Here is a 19,007-nt window from a genome sequence, read left to right on the forward strand (position 1 = left end):
AAGGTCCCCGACGACGCGCTGCTGTTCGCGCGCGACATCGCCGTCGCGATGCTCGCTGATCGTCCCGACCTGCGCCGCTGGATGGCGGCGTCAGGCTATCGCGTCGCGATCATCGCCCTGACCGAGGGGCTGGTCGACCTGCCCGAACAGCGTCACTGGACCAGGCCCACCCCCGACGATCCGCGCCTGACGACGTGCGAGCGCAAACACTATGCCGAGCGGATCGGCCGGTTGAGCGACCGCGATTACTGGAACAACCGTGCGCGCGGCATGGGCGGGCAACTGACCACCGCCCCGGCCGAAAACCTCATCGGCACGCCCGGCACCTGGTATTATGGCGAGAATAATTTCGTCCATGAATTCTCGCACGCGATCCTCGCCGCGATCCGGCAGCGCGACCCTGCGCTCCATGCCGCGCTCGATCGCGCCTATGCCGCCGCCATGGCGCGCGGGGCATGGCGCGACGAATATGCCGCGACCACGCTCGACGAATATTGGGCGGAGGGTACGCAGCTCTGGTTCAACACCAATCGGCTGATCGTCGTCGACGGGCAGCGGTTGCTGAACGATGACGACCTGCAACGCTACGACCCGACGCTTTTCGCGCTGCTGGCACAGGTCTATGGCGACCGCCACCGCCTGCCCGGCGACGTCTTCTACCGCCATGCCGCCCGCGTACCGCCCGGCGACCCGCCCAAGGCGACGGTGGAAATCTGCTAAGGGAGCGGGTAAGGCCCCTTGCCGTCATCGGCGATGAAGCGTTCGACCCGCGCGTCGATCATCGGCAGCGGCACCGATCCCAGGCTCAGCATCGCATCATGGAACGCGCGGTAGTCGAACTTGTCGCCCAGCGCCTTCTGCGCCTTCGCCCGCGCGTCGAGAAATGCCAGCTCGCCCATATAATAGCTCAGCGCCTGTCCCGGCCATGCGATATAGCGGTCGACCTCGGTCGTGATCTCGTGGTTCGACAATGCGGTATTGTCGCGCAGGAATGCCTGCGCCTGTTCGCGCGTCCACCCCCTGGAATGGATGCCGGTATCGACGACCAGCCGCGCCGCGCGCCACATCTGGTACGACAGCATCCCGAACAGGTCATAGGGCGTCTCGTACATCCCCATATCCTCGCCCAGCGCCTCGCTATACAGCGCCCAGCCCTCCCCGTACGCCGAGATATATTCGTTGCGGCGATATTCGGGCAGGTCGGTCAGCTCCATCGCGAACGGCATCTGGAACGCATGGCCCGGCGCGCTTTCGTGCAGCGTTAGCGCCGGCAGCGAATACAGCCCGCGCGACGGCAGGTCATAGGTGTTGACCAGATAGATGCCCGGCCCGCCCCGGCCGCTGGTGTAGAAGGGCGCAATGTCGGGCGCGACCGGCTTGATCGCGAAGCGCATCCGCGGCAGCCGCCCGAAATAGGTCGCGGCCTTCCCGTCGAACGTCTTGGCGATCCATGCCGCGCGGTCGAGCAACGCCTGCGGCGTCTTCGCATAGAATTGCGGATCGGTGCGCAGATGGTTCAGGAACGACGACAGGTCGCCCTGCCATTGCACCTGTCGCATCACGTCGTGCATCCGTCCACGGATCTTGGCGACCTCACCCAGCCCGATCGCATGGATCTCCTCGGGCGGCAGGTCGCGGGTGACATATTCGCGGACCTTCGACCGGTAATAGTCGCGCCCGTCGGGCAGGTCGTACGCCGCCAGCTTTTCCTGTGCATGGGGGATATAGTCGTCGCGCAGGAACGCCATCAGCTTCGCATGCGCCGGCACGACCGCCTGCGCGATCACCCGTTTCGCCTCGGCGCGCAGCGCGTCCTGTCGCGCCGCCGGGATCGTCGCGGGCAGCGCGCGGAACGGCGCGTAGAAGGGGGACGCCTCGCTCGCCCCTGCCTGCACCACCGCGCGCACGCCGGTATCGCGCCCCTGCAAGGTCACGCGCGGGGGCGTGAAGCCGCGCTGCAACCCGGCGCGCATGTTCGCGATCTGCTGATCGAAATAGCGTGGGACGCTGGCGAGTTGCGACAGGTACAATCGCAACGCCGCCTCGTCGCGATACTCCTCGCGCGCCATGCCCGCCAAGTCGATCCAGAAGCTGGTATCGGCGTTCAACGGCTTTTCGTAATCGCGGAACCGCTGCCGGGCGAGCAGCGCCGCGATCTGCGCGCGATAGACGATATAGTCGTCGCGCGCCGACGCGCCGAGTTTCGCAGGGTCGATCCGGTCGAGCGCGGCCAGCGTCTCGGTCCAGCGCTGCGTCATCTTCGCCTGTGCCGCCGGCCCGACATCGGGCAGCGTCGCGTTCCTGCTGGTCGGAACGTCTTCGCCGGGACCGGTCAGCGTCTTGCGCCACGCATATTCGCGCTCGGACAACTGACGGAACGCCGTATCGTCCACGGCCGCTGCGGCTACCGGCGTCGCCGCCTGCGCAGCGGCGGGTGCCGCGATCGACAGCGCCAGTGCCAGCGTGATGGTCATGCCTTGATCCCCGTTACATGGTCGATATCGCTCAGGAGCGCGCGCGACACCGACACGCCGTCACGCTCGCTGACCGGGCGCAGCGCGTGGCGGCGAGCGCCGGATATGCGGGCGCCCTGCCCCTCGATCGCGGCGAACACGCTCTCCGCGCGCGCCATTTCGGCCGACGCCGTCTCGCCCAAAAATCCGGCGGGATCGAGCGCGAGGATCAGTTCGCCGCCCAGCGGCGATCCCTTGCGCCCGCCATCCCAGGCGATCGATTCCGCGCTGGTCAGGTCGCCGATCAGCGGCCCGGCGAGCAGTTCGACCATCAGCGCCAGTGCCGACCCCTTATGCCCGCCGAAGGTGCGCATCGCCCCGGCCAGCACCGCCGCCGCATCGGTCGTGTCGCTGCCGTCGGGGGCGTGGCCCCAGTCCGCCGGTACCGGTTTTCCGGCGCGACGAAGCAGTTCGATCTCGCCGCGCGCCACCGCGCTGGTCGCGAAATCGAACACGAACGGCGCGGCACCGGCACGCGGCCAGCCGAACGCGATCGGATTGGTCCCGAACACCGGCTGCGTGCCGCCCGCCGGCGCGACCCAGGCATGGTTCGCCGTCACCGCCAGCGCGACCAGCCCGTGCTCGACCAGCGCCTCGACCTCGGGCCACAGCGCCGCGAAATGCACGACATGGTTGATCGCCAGCGCCGCGATCCCGTTCGCGCGCGCCGCCGCCACCAGTGCGTCGCGCCCGGTCTCGAACGCCAGTTGCGCAAAGCCGCCGCGCCCGTCGACCCGGATGACGCCCGCCGCCCGCTGTTCCAGCACCGGCACCGCATCGGGCACGACCACGCCGCTCGCGACCGAATGCGCGGCGACCAGCAACCGGTACAGCCCGTGCGCTCCGCATCCGTCGCGCTCGCCCGCGACGATCGTCTCGGCGACCGCCGCGACATGCCCCGGTGCCAGCCCGACCCGCGTCAGCGTGGCGCGCGCATAGTCGCGCACTTCCGCCAACGTCATGCGCACCTGCGCTTCGCTCACGCGACCGCGCCGGGCTTGGCGGTGAACATGCGCACGCCGAACACCGGCCCGGCGCTGCTCCTGTCATGCGGCACGAAGCGCACCTTTACCTGCCACTTGCCCCGGGTCAGCGGCTCGGGCACCGGATAGTCGATGTCGAAGAACGCGCCCGGCCGGTCGGCGTCGAGCGTCTGGGTCGCGATCCGTTGATTGTCGATCAATATGTCGAAGCTGCGCTTGCGCTCGTCGCCCCAATAGGTCGCCTGCAACACCAGCGGCCCCGGCTTCACCGCCATGGTGAATTCGAAGAAGCCGCCGCTGCGCGCGTCGCGGCCATTGCGACCGCGATAGACGACCGGATAGGATATGTCCGACGTCAGCGCATGATCGCGCTCGGGCTGCATCTCGCCCAGATGCATGACGTCGACCGACCGCGCCGCCAGATCCTTTTGCCGCGCCTGTTCGGCAAGGAACGCGGCTTCCTCCACCTGCCACTGCGCATCAGTGAACCGTTTAAAATACACCGCCGATCGCCGGTCATATTGGCGGTAGAAGGGCACGAAATTCAGGTCGCCCGGCCGGATCAGCCCGTGCGTCGCATATTGCGCTTCCTCCGGCGCGACCGCCACGAAACCGGCGAGCAGATCGTCGCCGACCATCGACGGATCGGGCTTGTCCCATTCGCCATCGGCCCGCCCCAGATCGCCCGCCAGCACCAACGGCCCGCGCAGCACCGCGATCGTCTGCGCATCGCCCGGCGTCGCCTCGATCCGCAGGTCGAGCGGCAGACGGATCGTCACCCGGTCCCCCGCCTGCCACTGCCTTGTGACGATCGCATAGCCGCCCGCCGACGCCGCCTCGACCGGCTTGTCATTGACCAGCACCTCGCACCCCTTCGCCCAGCCGGGCACCCGCAGCGCGACCGGGAAGCGGCCGGGCTTGCCGAGTGTCGCAAAGGTCAGCGTCGCCGCACCGTCGAACGGATAGGCGGTCTCCAGCCCCAGCGTCGCATCGCGCGCGCCCCAGGTCGCATCGGCGGGGATGTAGAGGTTGACGATCAGCGTGTCGTCGCCGGTCCAGAAGATGCTTTCGCCATGTTTGGCATGGCTTTCCATGCCGGTGCCGACGCAGCACCAGAATTCCTCGCCATCGCGCGCCGAATAGTCGCGCTTCGCTCCGGTCATCAGCGGCATCATATAGGAAAAACCGCCGTTCACCGGCTCCTGCTGCGCCATGACGTGGTTCAGATGCGCGCGTTCGTAGAAGTCGAACAATGCACCGTCAGGCTGCCACCCGTACAAATGCCGGGTCAGCTTGAGCATGTTATAGGTGTTGCAATGCTCGCACGTCTGTTCGGTGATGTGCTGTGCGATCGTGTCCGGCGCGCTGAAATATTCGCGGTCGGCATTGCCGCCGATCACATAGCTGTGATGCCGCGTCACCTGTTCCCAGAAGAAGCGCGCCGCGGTCGCCGGCTCGGCCTTGCCGGTGATCTCGTGCAGCCGCGCCAGCCCGATCAGCTTGGGCACCTGCGTATTGGCATGGAAGTTCGCCAGCTGGTCGTGCTTCTGCGTCAGCGGGTCGAGGTTGCGCTTGTCGTAGATCCGCTCCGCCAGCCGCAGCCAGCGCGCATCGCCGGTCCGCACGTGGAGTTCGGCGAAACTCTCGTTCAGCCCGCCATATTCGCAGGCCAGCATCGCCTGCACCTGATCGTCGCTGAGCGCGGCGAACACCCGGTCGATATAGCCGCCCAGCGCGACGGCGATGCCCATCGCCTGTTCGTTCGGGCCGATATGGTCGATGACGTCGAACAGACCGGTATAGAGCTTGTGCCAGTTGTAATAGGGTACCCAGCAGCCGTTCAGATCGAATCCGGCCGATCGAATGTCGCCGCGCATGATCTCGGGGAAAATCTCCTTCCCGTCGACGACCGTCCCGTCCTTGCGCTTGCGGGTGAAGCCCGCGACATAGCCGTCGCCCTGCGCCGCCTGACACCGCGCCAGTTCGCCGATGATATAGGTCGCGCGGGTGACGCAGTCGGTACAGCCGGTCTGGGCATGGGTCAGCGCCAGTCCCGACAGATAATGGCCGAGCGTATGCCCCGCGATCGTGTCGCTTTCCCACCCGCCATAGACGGGCGCCTTCGGCACGAAGCCGGCGAACTTGTGGAAATTGTGCAGCAGCCGGTCGGGCGACAACCGCAGCAGATAGGCGCGGTTGACCTCGACCGCGCGCGCGTAATCGGACGGGCGCAGCCGCACCGCCGACAGCGGAAACGGCTTGGCGGTTGCCGGCATCGCCGCCATGGTGCGCGCCGCCGCCGGCAGCGCGAACATCGGCAACGTCGCCGACGACATCAGAAACGCGCGACGACCAACCAGCATTTCCATCTCCCGATAATATCGTATACGATAGGGCAATGGTTATTGGAGTCAACCGATTGGTCGACGGGAGAGGCAGCGTTATGCGGCAATGGGCACTTTATCTGGGCGGCGCGTTCCTTGGTACCGGGGCGATGCTCCCGGCCGTTGCTCCCGCCCCCGTCCGCCATGGCGTCGGCGACCTGACGGTCACGCTCGACCCTGCCAGCCAGACGCTGCTGCATCTCTCGCCACGCGCCGAACCGGGGTTCGACTTCGCCCCCGGTGATCGCGCACAGCAACGGCAGGGCGACGGCTTCGTCCAGTTGGGCGACCTGCATCTGCGGCTGCGCACGGCGGGTGGCGCATGGCGCGACTTCTCCTCGGCACGGCACCGCGTCGCGGTCCGCGCCTTGCCGCCCGGCGGTACCGTGATCGCCCGCGCCGACATGACCGCGACGATGGGCGAGCGCCTGCCGCTGACCGTCGAGCGGGCATGGCTGCGCGACAAGGGTTCGCTGGTGCTGCGCTTCACGCTGCGCAACCGGGGCGTGATCCCGGTCGAGATCGGCGCGCTCGGCATGCCGATGGTGTTCGACAACATCATCACCGACCGCACGCTGGAGGCGGCGCATGCGAAGGCCAGTTTCGTCGATCCCTATATCGGCAATGATGCCGGCTATCTTCAGGTCACGCGGCTGAACGGCAAGGGGCCGGCGCTGCTGGTCCTGCCCGATGGCCGGTCGCCGCTCGAACAATATCGCATCCTGCACGACGCCAAGCGCGCGCCTGCCGGCGATATCTTTACCGATCGCACCCCGCGACAGCAGGCGTTCGAGGGCTTCTACGACTGGATGGTCGCCAGCGGTGGCATGGGCGATGCCGGCCAGCCATGGAACCCGGCCACCGGCTTCACGCTGGCGCCGGGCGCGGTGCGCAGCATCGGCGTCCGCCTCGTCACCGCGCCCTCGATCCGCGGCATTGAGGGGAAACTTGTTGCCGAACGCCGCCCACTCGCCATCGGACTACCGGGCTACGTCATCCCGACCGACAGCCCCGCCGACCTGTTCGTCCGTGCGCCGCAAGCCGTGCGGCAGGTCAGCGTCACCCCCGCCGACGCGCTGACGCTGACCAGGGTCGCCGGCCCGCGCGGCTGGCACCGCTGGCGGGTCGCCGGCACCGGATGGGGCCGGGCGCGGGTCGCGATCACCTATGCCGATGGCAGCGTGCAGAGCGTCCATTATTACGTCACCAAGCCGCTCGATCAGGTGTCCGCCGATCTCGGCCGGTTCGCGACCACCCGCCAATGGTTTGACGACGCCCGCGATCCGTTCCGCCGCGCGCCCGCCATCCTGACCTATGACCGCGACGAGAACCGCATCGTCACCCAAGACCAGCGCGTCTGGATCGCCGGCATGAGCGACGAGGGCGGCGCCGGCGCATGGGTCGCGGCGATGATGAAGCAACTCGACCATCCCGACGCGGTCGAGGTCGCGAAGCTCGAACGCATGGTCGACGAAACCGTGCTCGGCAAGTTGCAGGTGCCAGGCGGCGGCGTGAAGAAGAGCCTGTTCTATTATGATCCCAAGGCGTTCCCCGACGCTTACGACCAGCGCATCGACTGGTCGACCTGGGCATCATGGGACCGCAAACAGGCCGACGATCTCGGCCGGTCGTACAATTATCCGCATGTCGCGATCGGGCACTGGGTGCTGTACCGGCTGGCGCGGCACCATGCCGGGCTGGTCACACGCCACGACTGGCGCTTCTACCTCGACCATGCCTATCGCACCACGATCGCGATGCTGCGCGACGCGCCGCATTATGCGCAGTTCGGCCAGATGGAGGGCGAGGTGTTCCTCGACATCCTCGCCGACCTGCGGCGCGAGGGGATGACGGCCGAGGCCGACGATATCGAAGGCCGGATGCGCGCGCGGGCCGACCATTGGCGCACCCTCGCCTATCCTTTCGGCAGCGAGATGGCGTGGGATTCAACCGGCCAGCCCGAAGTCTATGCATGGATGCAGCATTTCGGCCATGCGAAGGAGGCGGCAGTCACCCGCGAGGTCATCCTCGGCTACGACCCGACCGTTCCGCACTGGGGCTATAACGGCAATGCCCGCCGCTATTGGGACTTTCTCTATGGTGGAAAGGTCCAGCGGATCGAGCGCCAGCTCCACCATTACGGCTCGGCGCTGAACGCGGTGCCTTTGTTCGATGCCTATCGCCGCAATCCGGCCGACCTGCATTTGCTGCGCGTCGCCTATGGCGGGTTCATGGGCGGGATCACCAATGTCGATCGCGACGGCTTCGCCTCCGCCGCCTTCCATTCCGAACCCGACATGATGCGCTGGGACGCCTATAGCGGCGATTACGGCATGGGTTATTTCGGCCATGCCTATGCCGCCGCGACCTATCTGGTGCAGGACGCGACCTTCGCTTGGCTGGGGTTCGGCGGCATCGTGCGCGAGACGCCGGACGCCATCACCATCGAACCGCGCGACGGCGCGCGCACCCGCCTTTTCGTCGCGCCAGCCGGGCAATGGATCACGCTGGCCGCCGGCACGATCGCACGCGCCCGCTGGCTGCCGGCAACGCGCCGCATCGAACTGACGCTCGACCCGGCCAGCGCGACGACCCCCGCCGCGCACCTGCTGGTCGAGGCACCGGCGGGCGGACCTGCCTATCGTGTCGATCGCGGCACGGCCGAGCGCGGCTTCACCACCATCCCGCTGGCGGGGACGCCGACGGTGGTGACGCTAACGCCCGGCGATCAGCGCGTTGCCGGCGCGCCCAGCGTGAATGTCCACTCGGTCGGCGCCAGCGGCACGCGGTAGCGCATGTGCGGGCGGCCGTCGGTGCTCCAACCGGTATCGCCGCCGACCCCGCTCTGCGCGACGTCGACCAGCAGCGTGCCGTCGCCATGCGGGCGGATGTCGCTGCTATGCGCCTTGCCCGGCGGCTTCTCCATCAGGTCGGCATAGGGAAAGGGCAGCGCGTTTACCGCGAGCGGCCGGTCGCCGGTCAAGCGCACCCCCGCCCCGCCGGCACCGGTCACGTCGATCCAGCGCACGTCCTGCTTGGTCCCCGATTCCTGCGGCCGGGCATAGCCATGATATTGATCGGCCAGCAGCCCCGCATAGTCGCCGACCAGCGCCGCGGTCTTGCGATCGGCATAGCTCTCCCACGGCCCGCGCCCGTACCAGCGGATGCGGTCGAGCGTCGGCGGCGTGCGGAACTGCATGCCGATCCGTGGCGGATCGGGCAGGTCGTCGCGCAGCGGCACGAACCGCACCGTCGCCCGTGCCGTGCCGGTCGCATCCATCGTCCAGCGGGTGGTGACCTTGACCGATCCCACGCCCATATCGTGGGTCACGACGATCGCGTCGCCATCGACCGCAATCGCATCCAGCCGTCGGTTGTTGCTGAACTGCTCCCACGTGCGGTGGGTCTTGGTCATGCCGGTGCCGATATCATTGTCGGTCGGCGCGCGCCAGAAATCGGGGGTTCCGCCGCTCAGCATCGTCGTGCCGCCGCGCGCATAGCGCTGCACCAGCCCGCTCGCCCGATCGATCTCCAGCACCGCATCGCCCGCCGCCAGCCGCAGCACGTCGCCGCCATCGATCGGCGTGGCACGTCCCTGCGGCGCGGCCAGCGGGCGCGGCGGCGACAGCGCGAACTGTTCATAGCCGACGACATGCCCCGCCGCGACGAGCGGGATCGCCCCCGCCTTCGCCCGCGCGCGCAGCACCAGCATCCGTTCCGCCCCCGCATCGCGCGCCGGCGGGACCGTCAGCGTCAAAGGCGCGCGCTGTCCCGCCGCCACCGCCGGCATGTCCACGCGTCCGCTCGCCACCGCGCGCCCGTCCTCCAGCACCGCATAATCGAGCGTGAAGCGCGACAGGTCGATATGGTCGTGACGGTTGAGCACCGCATAGCCGTCGCCGTCGCGTTCGAACGCGATCGGGGCATAGACCTTGGCCATCTCATGATATTCGGGATCGGGGGTCCGGTTCGACCGGATCACGCCGTCGCCGACCGGGCTGTCGTCGCCATCGGCCACGAAGTCGCGCCCCTGCGCCCAATAGTCGCGCCCTGCCGCATCCTTGCGGATAATCGTCTGGTCGACCCAGTCCCATATGAACCCGCCCTGCAATTTCGGGTAGCGGCGGATGACGTCCCAGTAATCCTGGAAATTGCCGAGGCTGTTGCCCATCGCATGGGCATATTCGCACAGGATCAGCGGCTGGGTGAATTCAGGCCGCTCGGCATAATCGACCATCTTCTCGACATCGTCGTACATCGGCGCGAAGATATCGACATAGCTATTGGTCGGGTGCCGCCAGCCGCTCATGCTGTGGCCGAGGAAACTGACCAGCCGCGTCGTATCGCGCCCCTTCACCCACTGCGCCGCCGCCTCGAAACTGCTGCCGACGCCGGTCTCGTTGCCCAGCGACCAGAAGAGGATCGAGGGATGGTTCTTGTCGCGCTCGACCATCCGCTCGACCCGGTCGAGATGCGCCGCCTTCCATTCGGGCTTGTAGCCGAGCAGCGTATGCTCCGGATCGCCATTCTGCTGCGCCTGCGACAGATAGCCGTGGCTCTCGATATTGGCCTCGTCCATCACGTACAGCCCGACCTGGTCGGCCAGTTCGTAGAGGCGCGGATCATTCGGGTAGTGCGAGGTGCGCACCGCGTTGACGTTCGCCGCCTTCATCAACTCCAGATCGCGGCGCAGCGTCGCTTCGGACACGATGCGGAAGGTGTGTGGGTCATGTTCGTGCCGGTTGACGCCGCGGATCATGATCCGCCGCCCGTTGACGCGCACCTCGCCCCCCTCGATCGCGACGGTGCGGAAACCGATCCGCCGACTGGTCGCCTCCATCACCCGCCCCTTCGTATCGAGCAGTTCGACCAGCAGGGTGTAGAGTTCGGGCGTCTCGGCGCTCCACGCCCGTACCCCCGGAAGCGCACCGGTCAGCCGGACGGTGCGCGCCGTATCCGGCACCCCTTCGCGCGTCAGCAGCACCCGTGCTCCATCGCGCACGCTGGCGCGCACCCGCACGCTGCTCGCCGCCCCCGCCACCGCAACGTTCAATTCCAGCGTGCCGTCGCGATAACCGTTCGACAGGCCGGCGCGCACATCGATGTCGCGCAGATGGGTCGGCGGCGCGGCATAGAGCGTGATGCTGCGCTCGATCCCGTTGACGCGCCAGAAATCCTGATCTTCCAGATAACTGCCATCGGCATAGCGATACAGTTCGATCGCGACGATATTGCGCCCTGGCCGAATCGCAGCCGTCACGTCGAACTCGGCGGGCAGCTTCGAGTCTTCCGAATAGCCGATGCGCTGTCCGTTCACCCACAGATAATAGGCCGCACCCGCCGCGCCGATCGTCAACAGCATCCGCCGCCCGGCGAAATGCGCGGGCACCGTCACCTCGCGACGATAGGATCCGACCTCGTTCAGCCGGTGGTCGATCCGTGGCTGGTCCATCGGGAACGAATATCCCGATCCCGCGAACACCGGCGTCCCCTGCCCCTCGGCCTGCAGGATGCCCGGCACCACCATTATGCCCCATCCGGCGACGTCATAATCGGGCCGCTCGAACCCCACCGGCCGCGTCTCCGGCGTCGGCGACCGGTGAAAGTGCCACTGACCATCAAGCGACAAATGATAGCGCGACCGCCCCGGATCGTCGCGCAGCGCCAGCGCCTGCGTCTCATAGCCATCGAAGGTCGCGTGTATCGGCTCGGCCCCGATGCGGATCACCTCCGGCCGCTCCCATTCGGCAGGAGCCGCGGTCTGCGCCGTCGGGGTCTGGGCCGTCGCCGTTGCGACCGCCAGCGTGGACACCAGCACGGCAAGCGACACCCGACCGATCATTGCGTCTTCTCCGTTGCCGGACGGCGGTCCGCGCTGACCCGCACCATACACCAGCAAAGCAACTCGCCAAATATATTATACGATCTAAAGGGTGTGGCAGTTGATTGGCGGTTCAGGCCGACCGCGCGTCCGGCTGAAACTGACGCCGCAAGTCCAGCACGGTCTGTTCGATGTGCGCGTACATCGCGTCGTGCACCGCTGCGGCATCGCGCGCCAGCCAGCGGTCGAGCAGCCGGGCATGTTCGTCGTTCGCACGCTGATCGCGGCCGAGCGGTTCGAGGTGCTTGCGCACGTAACGCTCACCCAGCACGTGCAGCCGTTCGAGCATCGTCGTCGTGATCGGCTGGCGCGACGGACGCAGCAGCGCGAGATGGAAGGCGCGGTTGAACGCGCCGACCCCGTCGCCATGCGCGTTGGTCACCGCGTCGAGCCGGGCCAGCGTCCGCGTCGCCGCTTCGCGCTCGGCGTCGGTTGCGCGGGCGGCGGCCATCGCCGCTACATCCGGCTCCAGCCGCAGGCGCAGCGCATAGACTTCCTCCGCCTCGTCGATCGTCAGTTCGCGGACGAAATAGCCATGATTGGCGCGCGACCGCAGCAACCCTTCCTGTTCCAGCCGGGTCAGCGCCTCGCGCAGCGGGATCTTGCTGACCCCCAGTTCGGCGGCCAGCGCGTCCTGGCGGATCGCGCGGTCCTGCTCGACCGTGCCGGCAAGAATGCGGTCGCGGACCAGATCGACCAGCTGGTCGGACAGGTTGCGGATGATGATGCCGGTCATCCGATGCGCCTCTCCCGGTCGGAGGATGCCGGGCGCGCTCCCTTAGCTTTCGGGTAACGGGACACGCAATCGGGCCTCATGCGAAGCGTCCCAGATCGAACGGGGTCAGGTCGACCGCCGGCGTCTCGCCATGCAACAGCGCCGCCAGCGCCTCGCCGGTCGTCGCCGACAGCGTCAGGCCCAGATGCTGGTGGCCAAAGGCATAGGCGACCCCCCCCCGCCGCCCGATCGCCGGCAGATAGTCGGGCAGCGTCGGGCGCGCGCCGATCCATGGTTCGACCGGTTCACGAAGCGGCAGGCCGAGGGCGGCGACATGCCTGCGCAACCGTGCCCATTTCTTCGGATCGGGCGGGGTGTCGATCCGCGCGAACTCGACGATGCTCGCCGCGCGCAGCCGATCGGCGAAGCGGGTGACGATCATCGACCGATCCTCGAACACCACCGGCGGCAGATCGGCGGGCCAGTCGCCGGGATCGCCCTCGATATGATAGCCTCGCTCGGCGATCAGCGGTGCCGTCAGGCCCAGCGGCGCGACCAGCTCCGCCGACGCCGCTCCGGCGGCGATCACCGCGATATGGGCGGCATGGGTGCTGCCATTGTCCAGCGTAACCCGCCCGTCGCGCTCGACCATGCGTGCCCGGCCATGAACGAACGTGCCGCCCCGTTCGATGAACCGCGCGGTCAACGCCTCTCCCAATGCGGTCGGGTCGGTAATCTGCCCGCTACCTTCGAACCGCACCGCTCCCGCGATCGACGCACGGGTCAACGTCGCCAGCCGTGCCAGTTCCGCCGCCGTAGCGTCGCGCACGCGGGCGGTGCCGGTGTCTGCCGCCAGCCACGCCGCCCGCCCGCGCGCGGCGGTCTCGGGCGTTTCCCACACCACGAAATGGCCGTCGACGCGCAGCAGGTCGGAAGCACCCGCCTCCTCCAACACGCGCCGCCACGCCGGTATCGCGGTCGCCAGCAGCGCCGACAACGCGGCCTTGCCCCGCCGGAACCGTGCCGGCCGCGCCGCCACCAGCATCCGCAGAGCGAAGGGCAGCCACGCCCCGATTGCCCCCGCCGGCAGTGCCAGCGCCCCACCACGCGAAAACAACCGCTTCGGCACGCTGCGGATCGTCGCCAGCGAGGCGAGCGGCTCGACCTGTTCGACCGCGATATGCCCGGCATTGCCCCACGACGCACCTCGCCACGGCGCATCGGGGGCGACGATCGTCACCTGCGTGCCGCGCCGCTGCAACGCCAGCGCGACGTTGAGCCCGACGACGCCGTTGCCGATGACGATGGCGTTCGCTGGCGCGCGATCGATCATCCGCGCGTCCGCACCAGGCTGCGAGCACGGCCATAGCCGAGGTAGAACAGCACCCCGACCACGTTCCACAGCCCGAAGCGCACCAGCGTCTGCGTCGGCAGGCTGACCAGCAGGTATAGGCAGCCGAGGATCGCCAGCGTCCCCACCACGAACGGCGCCGGACAGCGGAACACGCGCTTCAGCTCGGGCGCCCGCTTGCGCAACACCATCATGCACGTCGCCACGGCGATGAACGCCAGCAGCGTGCCGGCATTGGCCAGCTCAGCAATCTCGTCGAGGCGGAAGAACCCCGCCACCGCCGCCACGAACACCCCGGTCACCATCGTCACCAGCGCGGGCGACCCGGTCCGCGCCGACACCCGGCTCAAGGATCGCGGCAGCAACCCGTCGCGCGACATCACGAAGAAGATGCGGCTCTGCCCGTACATCATCACCAGGATGACCGACGGCAGCGCGATCAGCGCCGCCAGCCCGATCGCCCATGCGGCAAAGGGATGCTGGAGCGTGCGCAGCACATAGGCCAGCGGCTCGGCCGAGCGTCCGAGATCGATATAGCTGACCGCCCCAATCGCCGCGACGGCGACGCCCATATAGATGGCGGTGCACGCCGCCATCGATCCGATGATCCCGATCGTCAGGTCACGCCCCGGATTGCGCGCCTCCTCCGCCGAGGTCGCGACCGCGTCGAAGCCATAGAAGGCGAAGAACACGATCGCCGCCGCCGCCATCACCCCGCGCGTCGCCCCGCCCTGCACCTCGCTGCCAAAGCCATAGGGCATGAACGGTTCGAAATTGCCGCCGTTGAACGCCGGCAGGGCAAAGGCGACGAACACCGCCAGCGCGACCATCTTGATCGCGACCAGCACGATGTTGAACGTCGCGCTCTCCCGCGTGCCCGCGACCAGCATCCCGGCGATGCCCAGCGCCACCAGCACCGCCGGCAGGTTGACCAGTCCCCCGCCATGCGGCCCCGACAGCAGCAGCGCGGGCAGATGCACCCCGGCACTCTCCAGCCACCCGACAAGATATGCGGACCAGCCGACCGCCACCGTCGAACACGCCAGCGAATATTCGAGGATCAGGCTCCACCCGACGATCCACGCCACGCCTTCACCGATCACCGAATAGCTGTAGGTGTAGGCGCTGCCCGCGGTCGGGATCAACGTCGCCATCTCGGCATAGGCCAGCGCCGCGCAGGCGCACACCGCGCCCGCGATCGCAAAGGACAGGATCACCGCCGGCCCGGCGCGATCCGCACCCACGCCGGTCAGCGTATAGATGCCGGTCCCGACGATCGCACCGATGCCCAGCGCAATCAGATGCGGCCAGCTCAGCGTCTTGCGCAACCGGCGATCCGGCTCCGCATCGCTCGCGTCGAGGGGCTTCAGCGGCCCCCATATCCCTCGTGCCACGCCCGCTCCCCCTTTGTTATCTGTTCTGCGTCACACCACCGTGAAGCCGGCGAAGAACGGGTCCTCGCGATCGATCCAGATCGTGTTGAAACCCGTCGCGATTGCCGACCCCTCGATCGACGGCACGATCGCCGGCTGGTCGCCGATGCTCGTTGCCGCCTCGACCCGCCCGACGAAGCGGCTGCCGATATAGCTTTCATGCACGAAGCGGTCGCCGACCCGCAACCGTCCGGTCGCGTGCAGATGGGCCAGCCGCGCCGACGTGCCGGTCCCGCACGGGCTGCGGTCGATCGCGCGCTCGCCATAGAATACCGCGTTACGCCCGTCCGCCCCCTCGCCCTTCGGCGTGTCGGCCCACAGCACATGGCTGACGCCGCGGATCGTAGGCTCTACCGGATGGACCGGCTTATAGACCGCACGCACCAGTTCCCGGATCGTCCGGCTCAGTTCGACGATGCGCGCCGCACCCAGATCGTCGAGGCCGGTATAGGCTCCCTGCGGTTCGATGATCGCATAATAATTTCCGCCATAGGCGACATCGATCGACAGCGGCCCGAACCCCGGCACGTCGATCTCAAGTCCCCGCTTCGCCAGATAGGCGGGCACGTTGCGGATCTTGACCGAACGAACCCGGTTCCCCTCCGCGACATAGTCGATGTCGATCAGCCCGGCCGGCACCTCGACGCGCAACCGCCCCGGCTCGCGCGGGGTGATCAGGCCGTTCTCCAGCCCGAAGGTGATCATCCCGATCGTGCCGTGCCCGCACATCGGCAGGCAGCCCGACGTCTCGATGAACAGGATCGCCGCATCCGCATCGCCGCATGGCGGGTACAGGAATCCGCCCGACATCATGTCGTGCCCGCGCGGCTCGAAGCACAGCCCGGTGCGGATCCAGTCGAAGCGCGCCAGGAAATCCTGACGCCGCTCCGCCATGCTGGCACCCCGCAACAGCGGCGCGCCCCCGGCCACCAGACGGACGGGATTGCCCGCCGTGTGGCCGTCGATGCAGAAGAAGGTGTGGCGCATCAGGCGGCGAGAGCCTCCTTGAGCACCGGACGCGTCGCCGCGCACTTCTCGACCATCGCGATCACCTCGGCCCGGCGCGCGCCTTCCAGCGGCAGGCGCGGCAGGCGGACGCGTTCGGACCCGCGCCCCATGATTTCCTCGGCCAGCTTGATCGACTGTACCAGATCATGTTCGGCATCGAGGTGGAGCAGCGGCATGAACCAGCGATAGATGCGCCGCGCCTCTTCCCAGTCACCCCGATCGACCGCCGCGATCAGCGCCACCGATTCCTGCGGGAAAGCGCTAGTCAGCCCCGACACCCAGCCGCTGGCACCCAGCAACATGCCCTCCAGCGCGACGTCGTCGAGACCCGCCATCACGATATAGCGGTCGCCGAACCGGTTGATGACATCGGTGAAGCGGCGCGGATCGGGCGCGCTTTCCTTGACCGCGACGATGTTCTTCACCGGCTCCAGCAGTTCGAGCGTCGCGAAGTCGACCGACACGCGGTAGGCGGGCGGATTATTGTAGAGCATGATCGGCAGGCCGGTCGCTTCGGCGACGGTGCGGAAATGCGTCGCCAGCTCGTTGGGCGTCGGCACATAAACCATCGCCGGCAACAGCATCAGCGCGTCGACGCCGATATCCTCGACTCCCTTCGCGAACGCCGCCGCGCGCCGCGTCGTGAACTCGGACACGCCGCACACCAACGGCACGCGCCCGCCGACCGCTTCCACGCCAGCGCGCAGCACCGCATGCTTTTCCTCGACGTCGAGCGAGTTATTCTCGCCACAGGTGCCGAGCAGGATCAACCCATCGACACCATCCTCGACCAGCGCTACCAATCCACGCTGCGTCGCGTCGATATCGACCGAACCATCCGCCGCGAACTGCGTCGTCGCTGCAGGATAGACGCCCGTCCACATGCTCGAACCAGAAATCACATCATCCTCCTTGATCGCGATTTATCGTATACGATATTTAGTGGAGGCTGCCAACTGGTTTCGGCAGGTAGTTTGCAAAGGCGCTTCGGCTGCCTGCCGGCGATCATAGAACATGAGAGAAAGGGGCCGGTCTACATTCAACAACGCCTATATTCCTCCCCTCCCTGACAAGGGAGGGGCCGGGGGTGGGTCGGCCCGCGAGGCAAGGTAAGCCAGCCGCAAACGACCAACCCCGCGCCTCCATCAATAGGCAGCGCGCAGCCCCCTCACCCGACCGGGTCGGTCGCCCGCAACCGCCCGGCCACCACCGGCCCCAGCCGCGCGACGATCCGGTCCACCCCTTGCGCATTGGGATGGATGCCATCGGGCAACATCAACGCCCGGTTGCCGATCACTCCGGCCAGAATGAACGGGTCGAGCGTCGCGTCGTACCGCTTGGCCATGTCCGGCCAGATCCGGTTGAATGCCGCGGCATAGTCCGGTCCCAGATTGGGCGGCACCATCATTCCCGTCAGCACCACCGGAATGCCGCGCTTCTGCAATTCGTCGAGCATCGCCACGAAGTTCGCCCGCGTCTCGGCTGGCGGGATCTGCCGCAACAGGTCGTTGCCGCCCAGCCCCAGCAGCACGAGGTCCGGTTTCCGGTCCATCCGGTCGAGCGTATAGGCCAGCCGCTGCCGCCCCGCCGCGCTGGTATCGCCCGAAATCCCGCCATTCACGACCCGCGCATTGATCCCGTCCGCGCGCAACGCATCCTGCAAATCGTCGGGCAGGCTGTCACCGCGCGCGAGGCCATATCCGGCATACAGGCTGTCCCCGAACGCCAGCACCAGCCGCTCCGGCCCCGCCACCGGGGCTTGGCTCCCGACCGGCGCGGGCGTCGCGTCGGCGGCGACGTTCACCGGCGTCGCATCATTGGCCTCGGACAAATCCGGCTGGTTGCAGCCCGATAGCAGCAACGCGCCTTGGAGAATGGCGAACGCGCCCGCATATGTGGGTCCCTGCTTCGTCACTGGCGACAAACCTTCCATGCAATCCGTTTCGAACGATATGGTCATCGACGCGCGCGGTGTCACCCTGACGCTGGGCGAAGGCGATGCCGCGACCCGCATCCTGCACGGCATCGACCTTGCCGTGCCCGCCGGGACCAGCGTCGCGCTGCTCGGCGCATCGGGATCGGGCAAGTCGTCGCTGATGGCGGTATTGTCCGGCCTCGAACGGGCCAGCGGCGGACAGGTCCATGTCGCCGGTGCGGACTTCGGCGCGATGGGGGAGGATGATCTCGCGCGCGCCCGGCGCGGCCGGATCGGCATCGTGCTACAGGCATTCCACCTGCTCCCCACCATGACCGCGCTCGAAAACGTCGCGGTGCCGATGGAACTGGCCGGCGTGGCGGACGCCTTCGCCCGCGCCGAGGCCGAGCTGGCGTCCGTTGGCCTCGGCCACCGCCTGCACCATTACCCGACGCAATTGTCGGGCGGCGAGCAACAGCGCGTCGCCATCGCCCGCGCGCTCGCCGGACGGCCGGCGCTGGTCTTTGCCGACGAACCGACCGGCAATCTCGACCGCGCGACCGGCCATGCGATCATGGACCTGCTGTTCGAACGCCGCGCCGCGACGCAGGCGACGCTGCTGGTCATCACCCACGACCCGGCACTCGCCGAACGCTGCGACCGGGTGGTCGAACTGGCCGATGGCCGGATCGCCCGGGATACGGGGCGATGAGAGTGGCCCCGATCGACGCCCGATCGACCGGGCAACAATTTACTCCCCTCCCTGGAAGGGAGGGGTTGGGGGTGGGTTGGCCCGCGAGGATGCGTTGCGCTCGCTTCAAACC

13 protein-coding genes are annotated in these 19,007 nt (G+C 67.9%); 3 read left to right on the plus strand and 10 right to left on the minus strand.

The window, feature by feature from the left end; genetic code table 11:
* Nucleotides 1–720: glycoside hydrolase (locus tag ASE59_RS10120; protein WP_162235296.1), on the plus strand; the 720-nt coding region annotated here is incomplete at its 5' end.
* Here ASE59_RS10120 and ASE59_RS10125 read toward each other — a convergent pair.
* The 3 genes from ASE59_RS10125 to ASE59_RS10135 are packed head-to-tail and all read right to left on the minus strand — an operon-like array spanning nt 717 to nt 5,865.
* Nucleotides 717–2,474, minus strand: a complete 1,758-nt coding sequence (locus ASE59_RS10125) for a DUF885 domain-containing protein (protein WP_056455704.1) — start codon at nt 2,472–2,474, stop codon at nt 717–719. The genes ASE59_RS10120 and ASE59_RS10125 overlap by 4 nt on opposite strands.
* Nucleotides 2,471–3,475: an Ldh family oxidoreductase gene (locus tag ASE59_RS10130; RefSeq protein ID WP_082458255.1), complete on the minus strand. Its 1,005-nt coding sequence runs from the start codon at nt 3,473–3,475 to the stop codon at nt 2,471–2,473. The genes ASE59_RS10125 and ASE59_RS10130 overlap by 4 nt, the downstream gene beginning before the upstream one ends.
* 17 nt (nt 3,476–3,492) lie before the next feature.
* Nucleotides 3,493–5,865, minus strand: a complete 2,373-nt coding sequence (locus ASE59_RS10135) for a glycoside hydrolase family 127 protein (protein ID WP_156360011.1) — start codon at nt 5,863–5,865, stop codon at nt 3,493–3,495.
* 74 nt (nt 5,866–5,939) lie between these two features.
* Here ASE59_RS10135 and ASE59_RS10140 point away from each other — a divergent pair, with 74 nt between their 5' ends.
* Nucleotides 5,940–8,672 (plus strand): DUF5695 domain-containing protein, encoded by a 2,733-nt coding sequence (locus ASE59_RS10140; protein ID WP_156360012.1) that lies wholly within the window; start codon nt 5,940–5,942, stop codon nt 8,670–8,672.
* Here ASE59_RS10140 and ASE59_RS10145 read toward each other — a convergent pair.
* The 7 genes from ASE59_RS10145 to ASE59_RS10175 all read right to left on the minus strand — a co-directional run bounded on the left by ASE59_RS10145 (nt 8,609) and on the right by ASE59_RS10175 (nt 18,183).
* A complete protein-coding gene (locus tag ASE59_RS10145; protein WP_056455709.1) occupies nt 8,609–11,722 on the minus strand; it encodes a glycoside hydrolase family 2 TIM barrel-domain containing protein in 3,114 nt (1,037 codons plus the stop codon). The genes ASE59_RS10140 and ASE59_RS10145 overlap by 64 nt on opposite strands.
* 112 nt (nt 11,723–11,834) lie before the next feature.
* Nucleotides 11,835–12,497, minus strand: coding sequence for a GntR family transcriptional regulator (locus tag ASE59_RS10150; RefSeq protein WP_056455710.1), 663 nt, complete (start codon nt 12,495–12,497; stop codon nt 11,835–11,837).
* Between the two features lie 76 nt (nt 12,498–12,573).
* Nucleotides 12,574–13,809 carry an NAD(P)/FAD-dependent oxidoreductase gene (locus ASE59_RS10155; RefSeq protein ID WP_056455711.1) on the minus strand — a complete coding sequence of 412 codons (1,236 nt, stop codon included), beginning with the start codon at nt 13,807–13,809 and terminating at the stop codon, nt 12,574–12,576.
* Entirely contained in the window at nt 13,806–15,221 is a 1,416-nt protein-coding gene (locus ASE59_RS10160; protein ID WP_056455712.1) for an amino acid permease, read from the minus strand. The genes ASE59_RS10155 and ASE59_RS10160 overlap by 4 nt, the downstream gene beginning before the upstream one ends.
* Before the next feature lie 30 nt (nt 15,222–15,251).
* On the minus strand, nt 15,252–16,247 hold the full coding sequence (locus tag ASE59_RS10165; RefSeq protein WP_056455714.1) for a 4-hydroxyproline epimerase: 996 nt from the start codon (nt 16,245–16,247) through the stop codon (nt 15,252–15,254).
* Nucleotides 16,247–17,152: a dihydrodipicolinate synthase family protein gene (locus ASE59_RS10170; RefSeq protein ID WP_056455716.1), complete on the minus strand. Its 906-nt coding sequence runs from the start codon at nt 17,150–17,152 to the stop codon at nt 16,247–16,249. Before ASE59_RS10170 ends, ASE59_RS10165 begins: the two co-directional genes overlap by 1 nt.
* A 284-nt stretch (nt 17,153–17,436) precedes the next feature.
* The gene (locus ASE59_RS10175; protein ID WP_235515719.1) at nt 17,437–18,183 is read right to left on the minus strand and encodes an arylesterase; all 747 of its coding nucleotides are present in this window, start codon (nt 18,181–18,183) and stop codon (nt 17,437–17,439) included.
* A gap of 16 nt (nt 18,184–18,199) precedes the next feature.
* Here ASE59_RS10175 and ASE59_RS10180 point away from each other — a divergent pair, with 16 nt between their 5' ends.
* On the plus strand, nt 18,200–18,895 hold the full coding sequence (locus ASE59_RS10180; protein ID WP_056455720.1) for an ABC transporter ATP-binding protein: 696 nt from the start codon (nt 18,200–18,202) through the stop codon (nt 18,893–18,895).
* Nucleotides 18,896–19,007 lie beyond the last annotated feature (112 nt).

The sequence above is a fragment of the Sphingomonas sp. Leaf10 genome (assembly GCF_001421245.1).
Taxonomy (GTDB): Bacteria; Pseudomonadota; Alphaproteobacteria; order Sphingomonadales; family Sphingomonadaceae; genus Sphingomonas.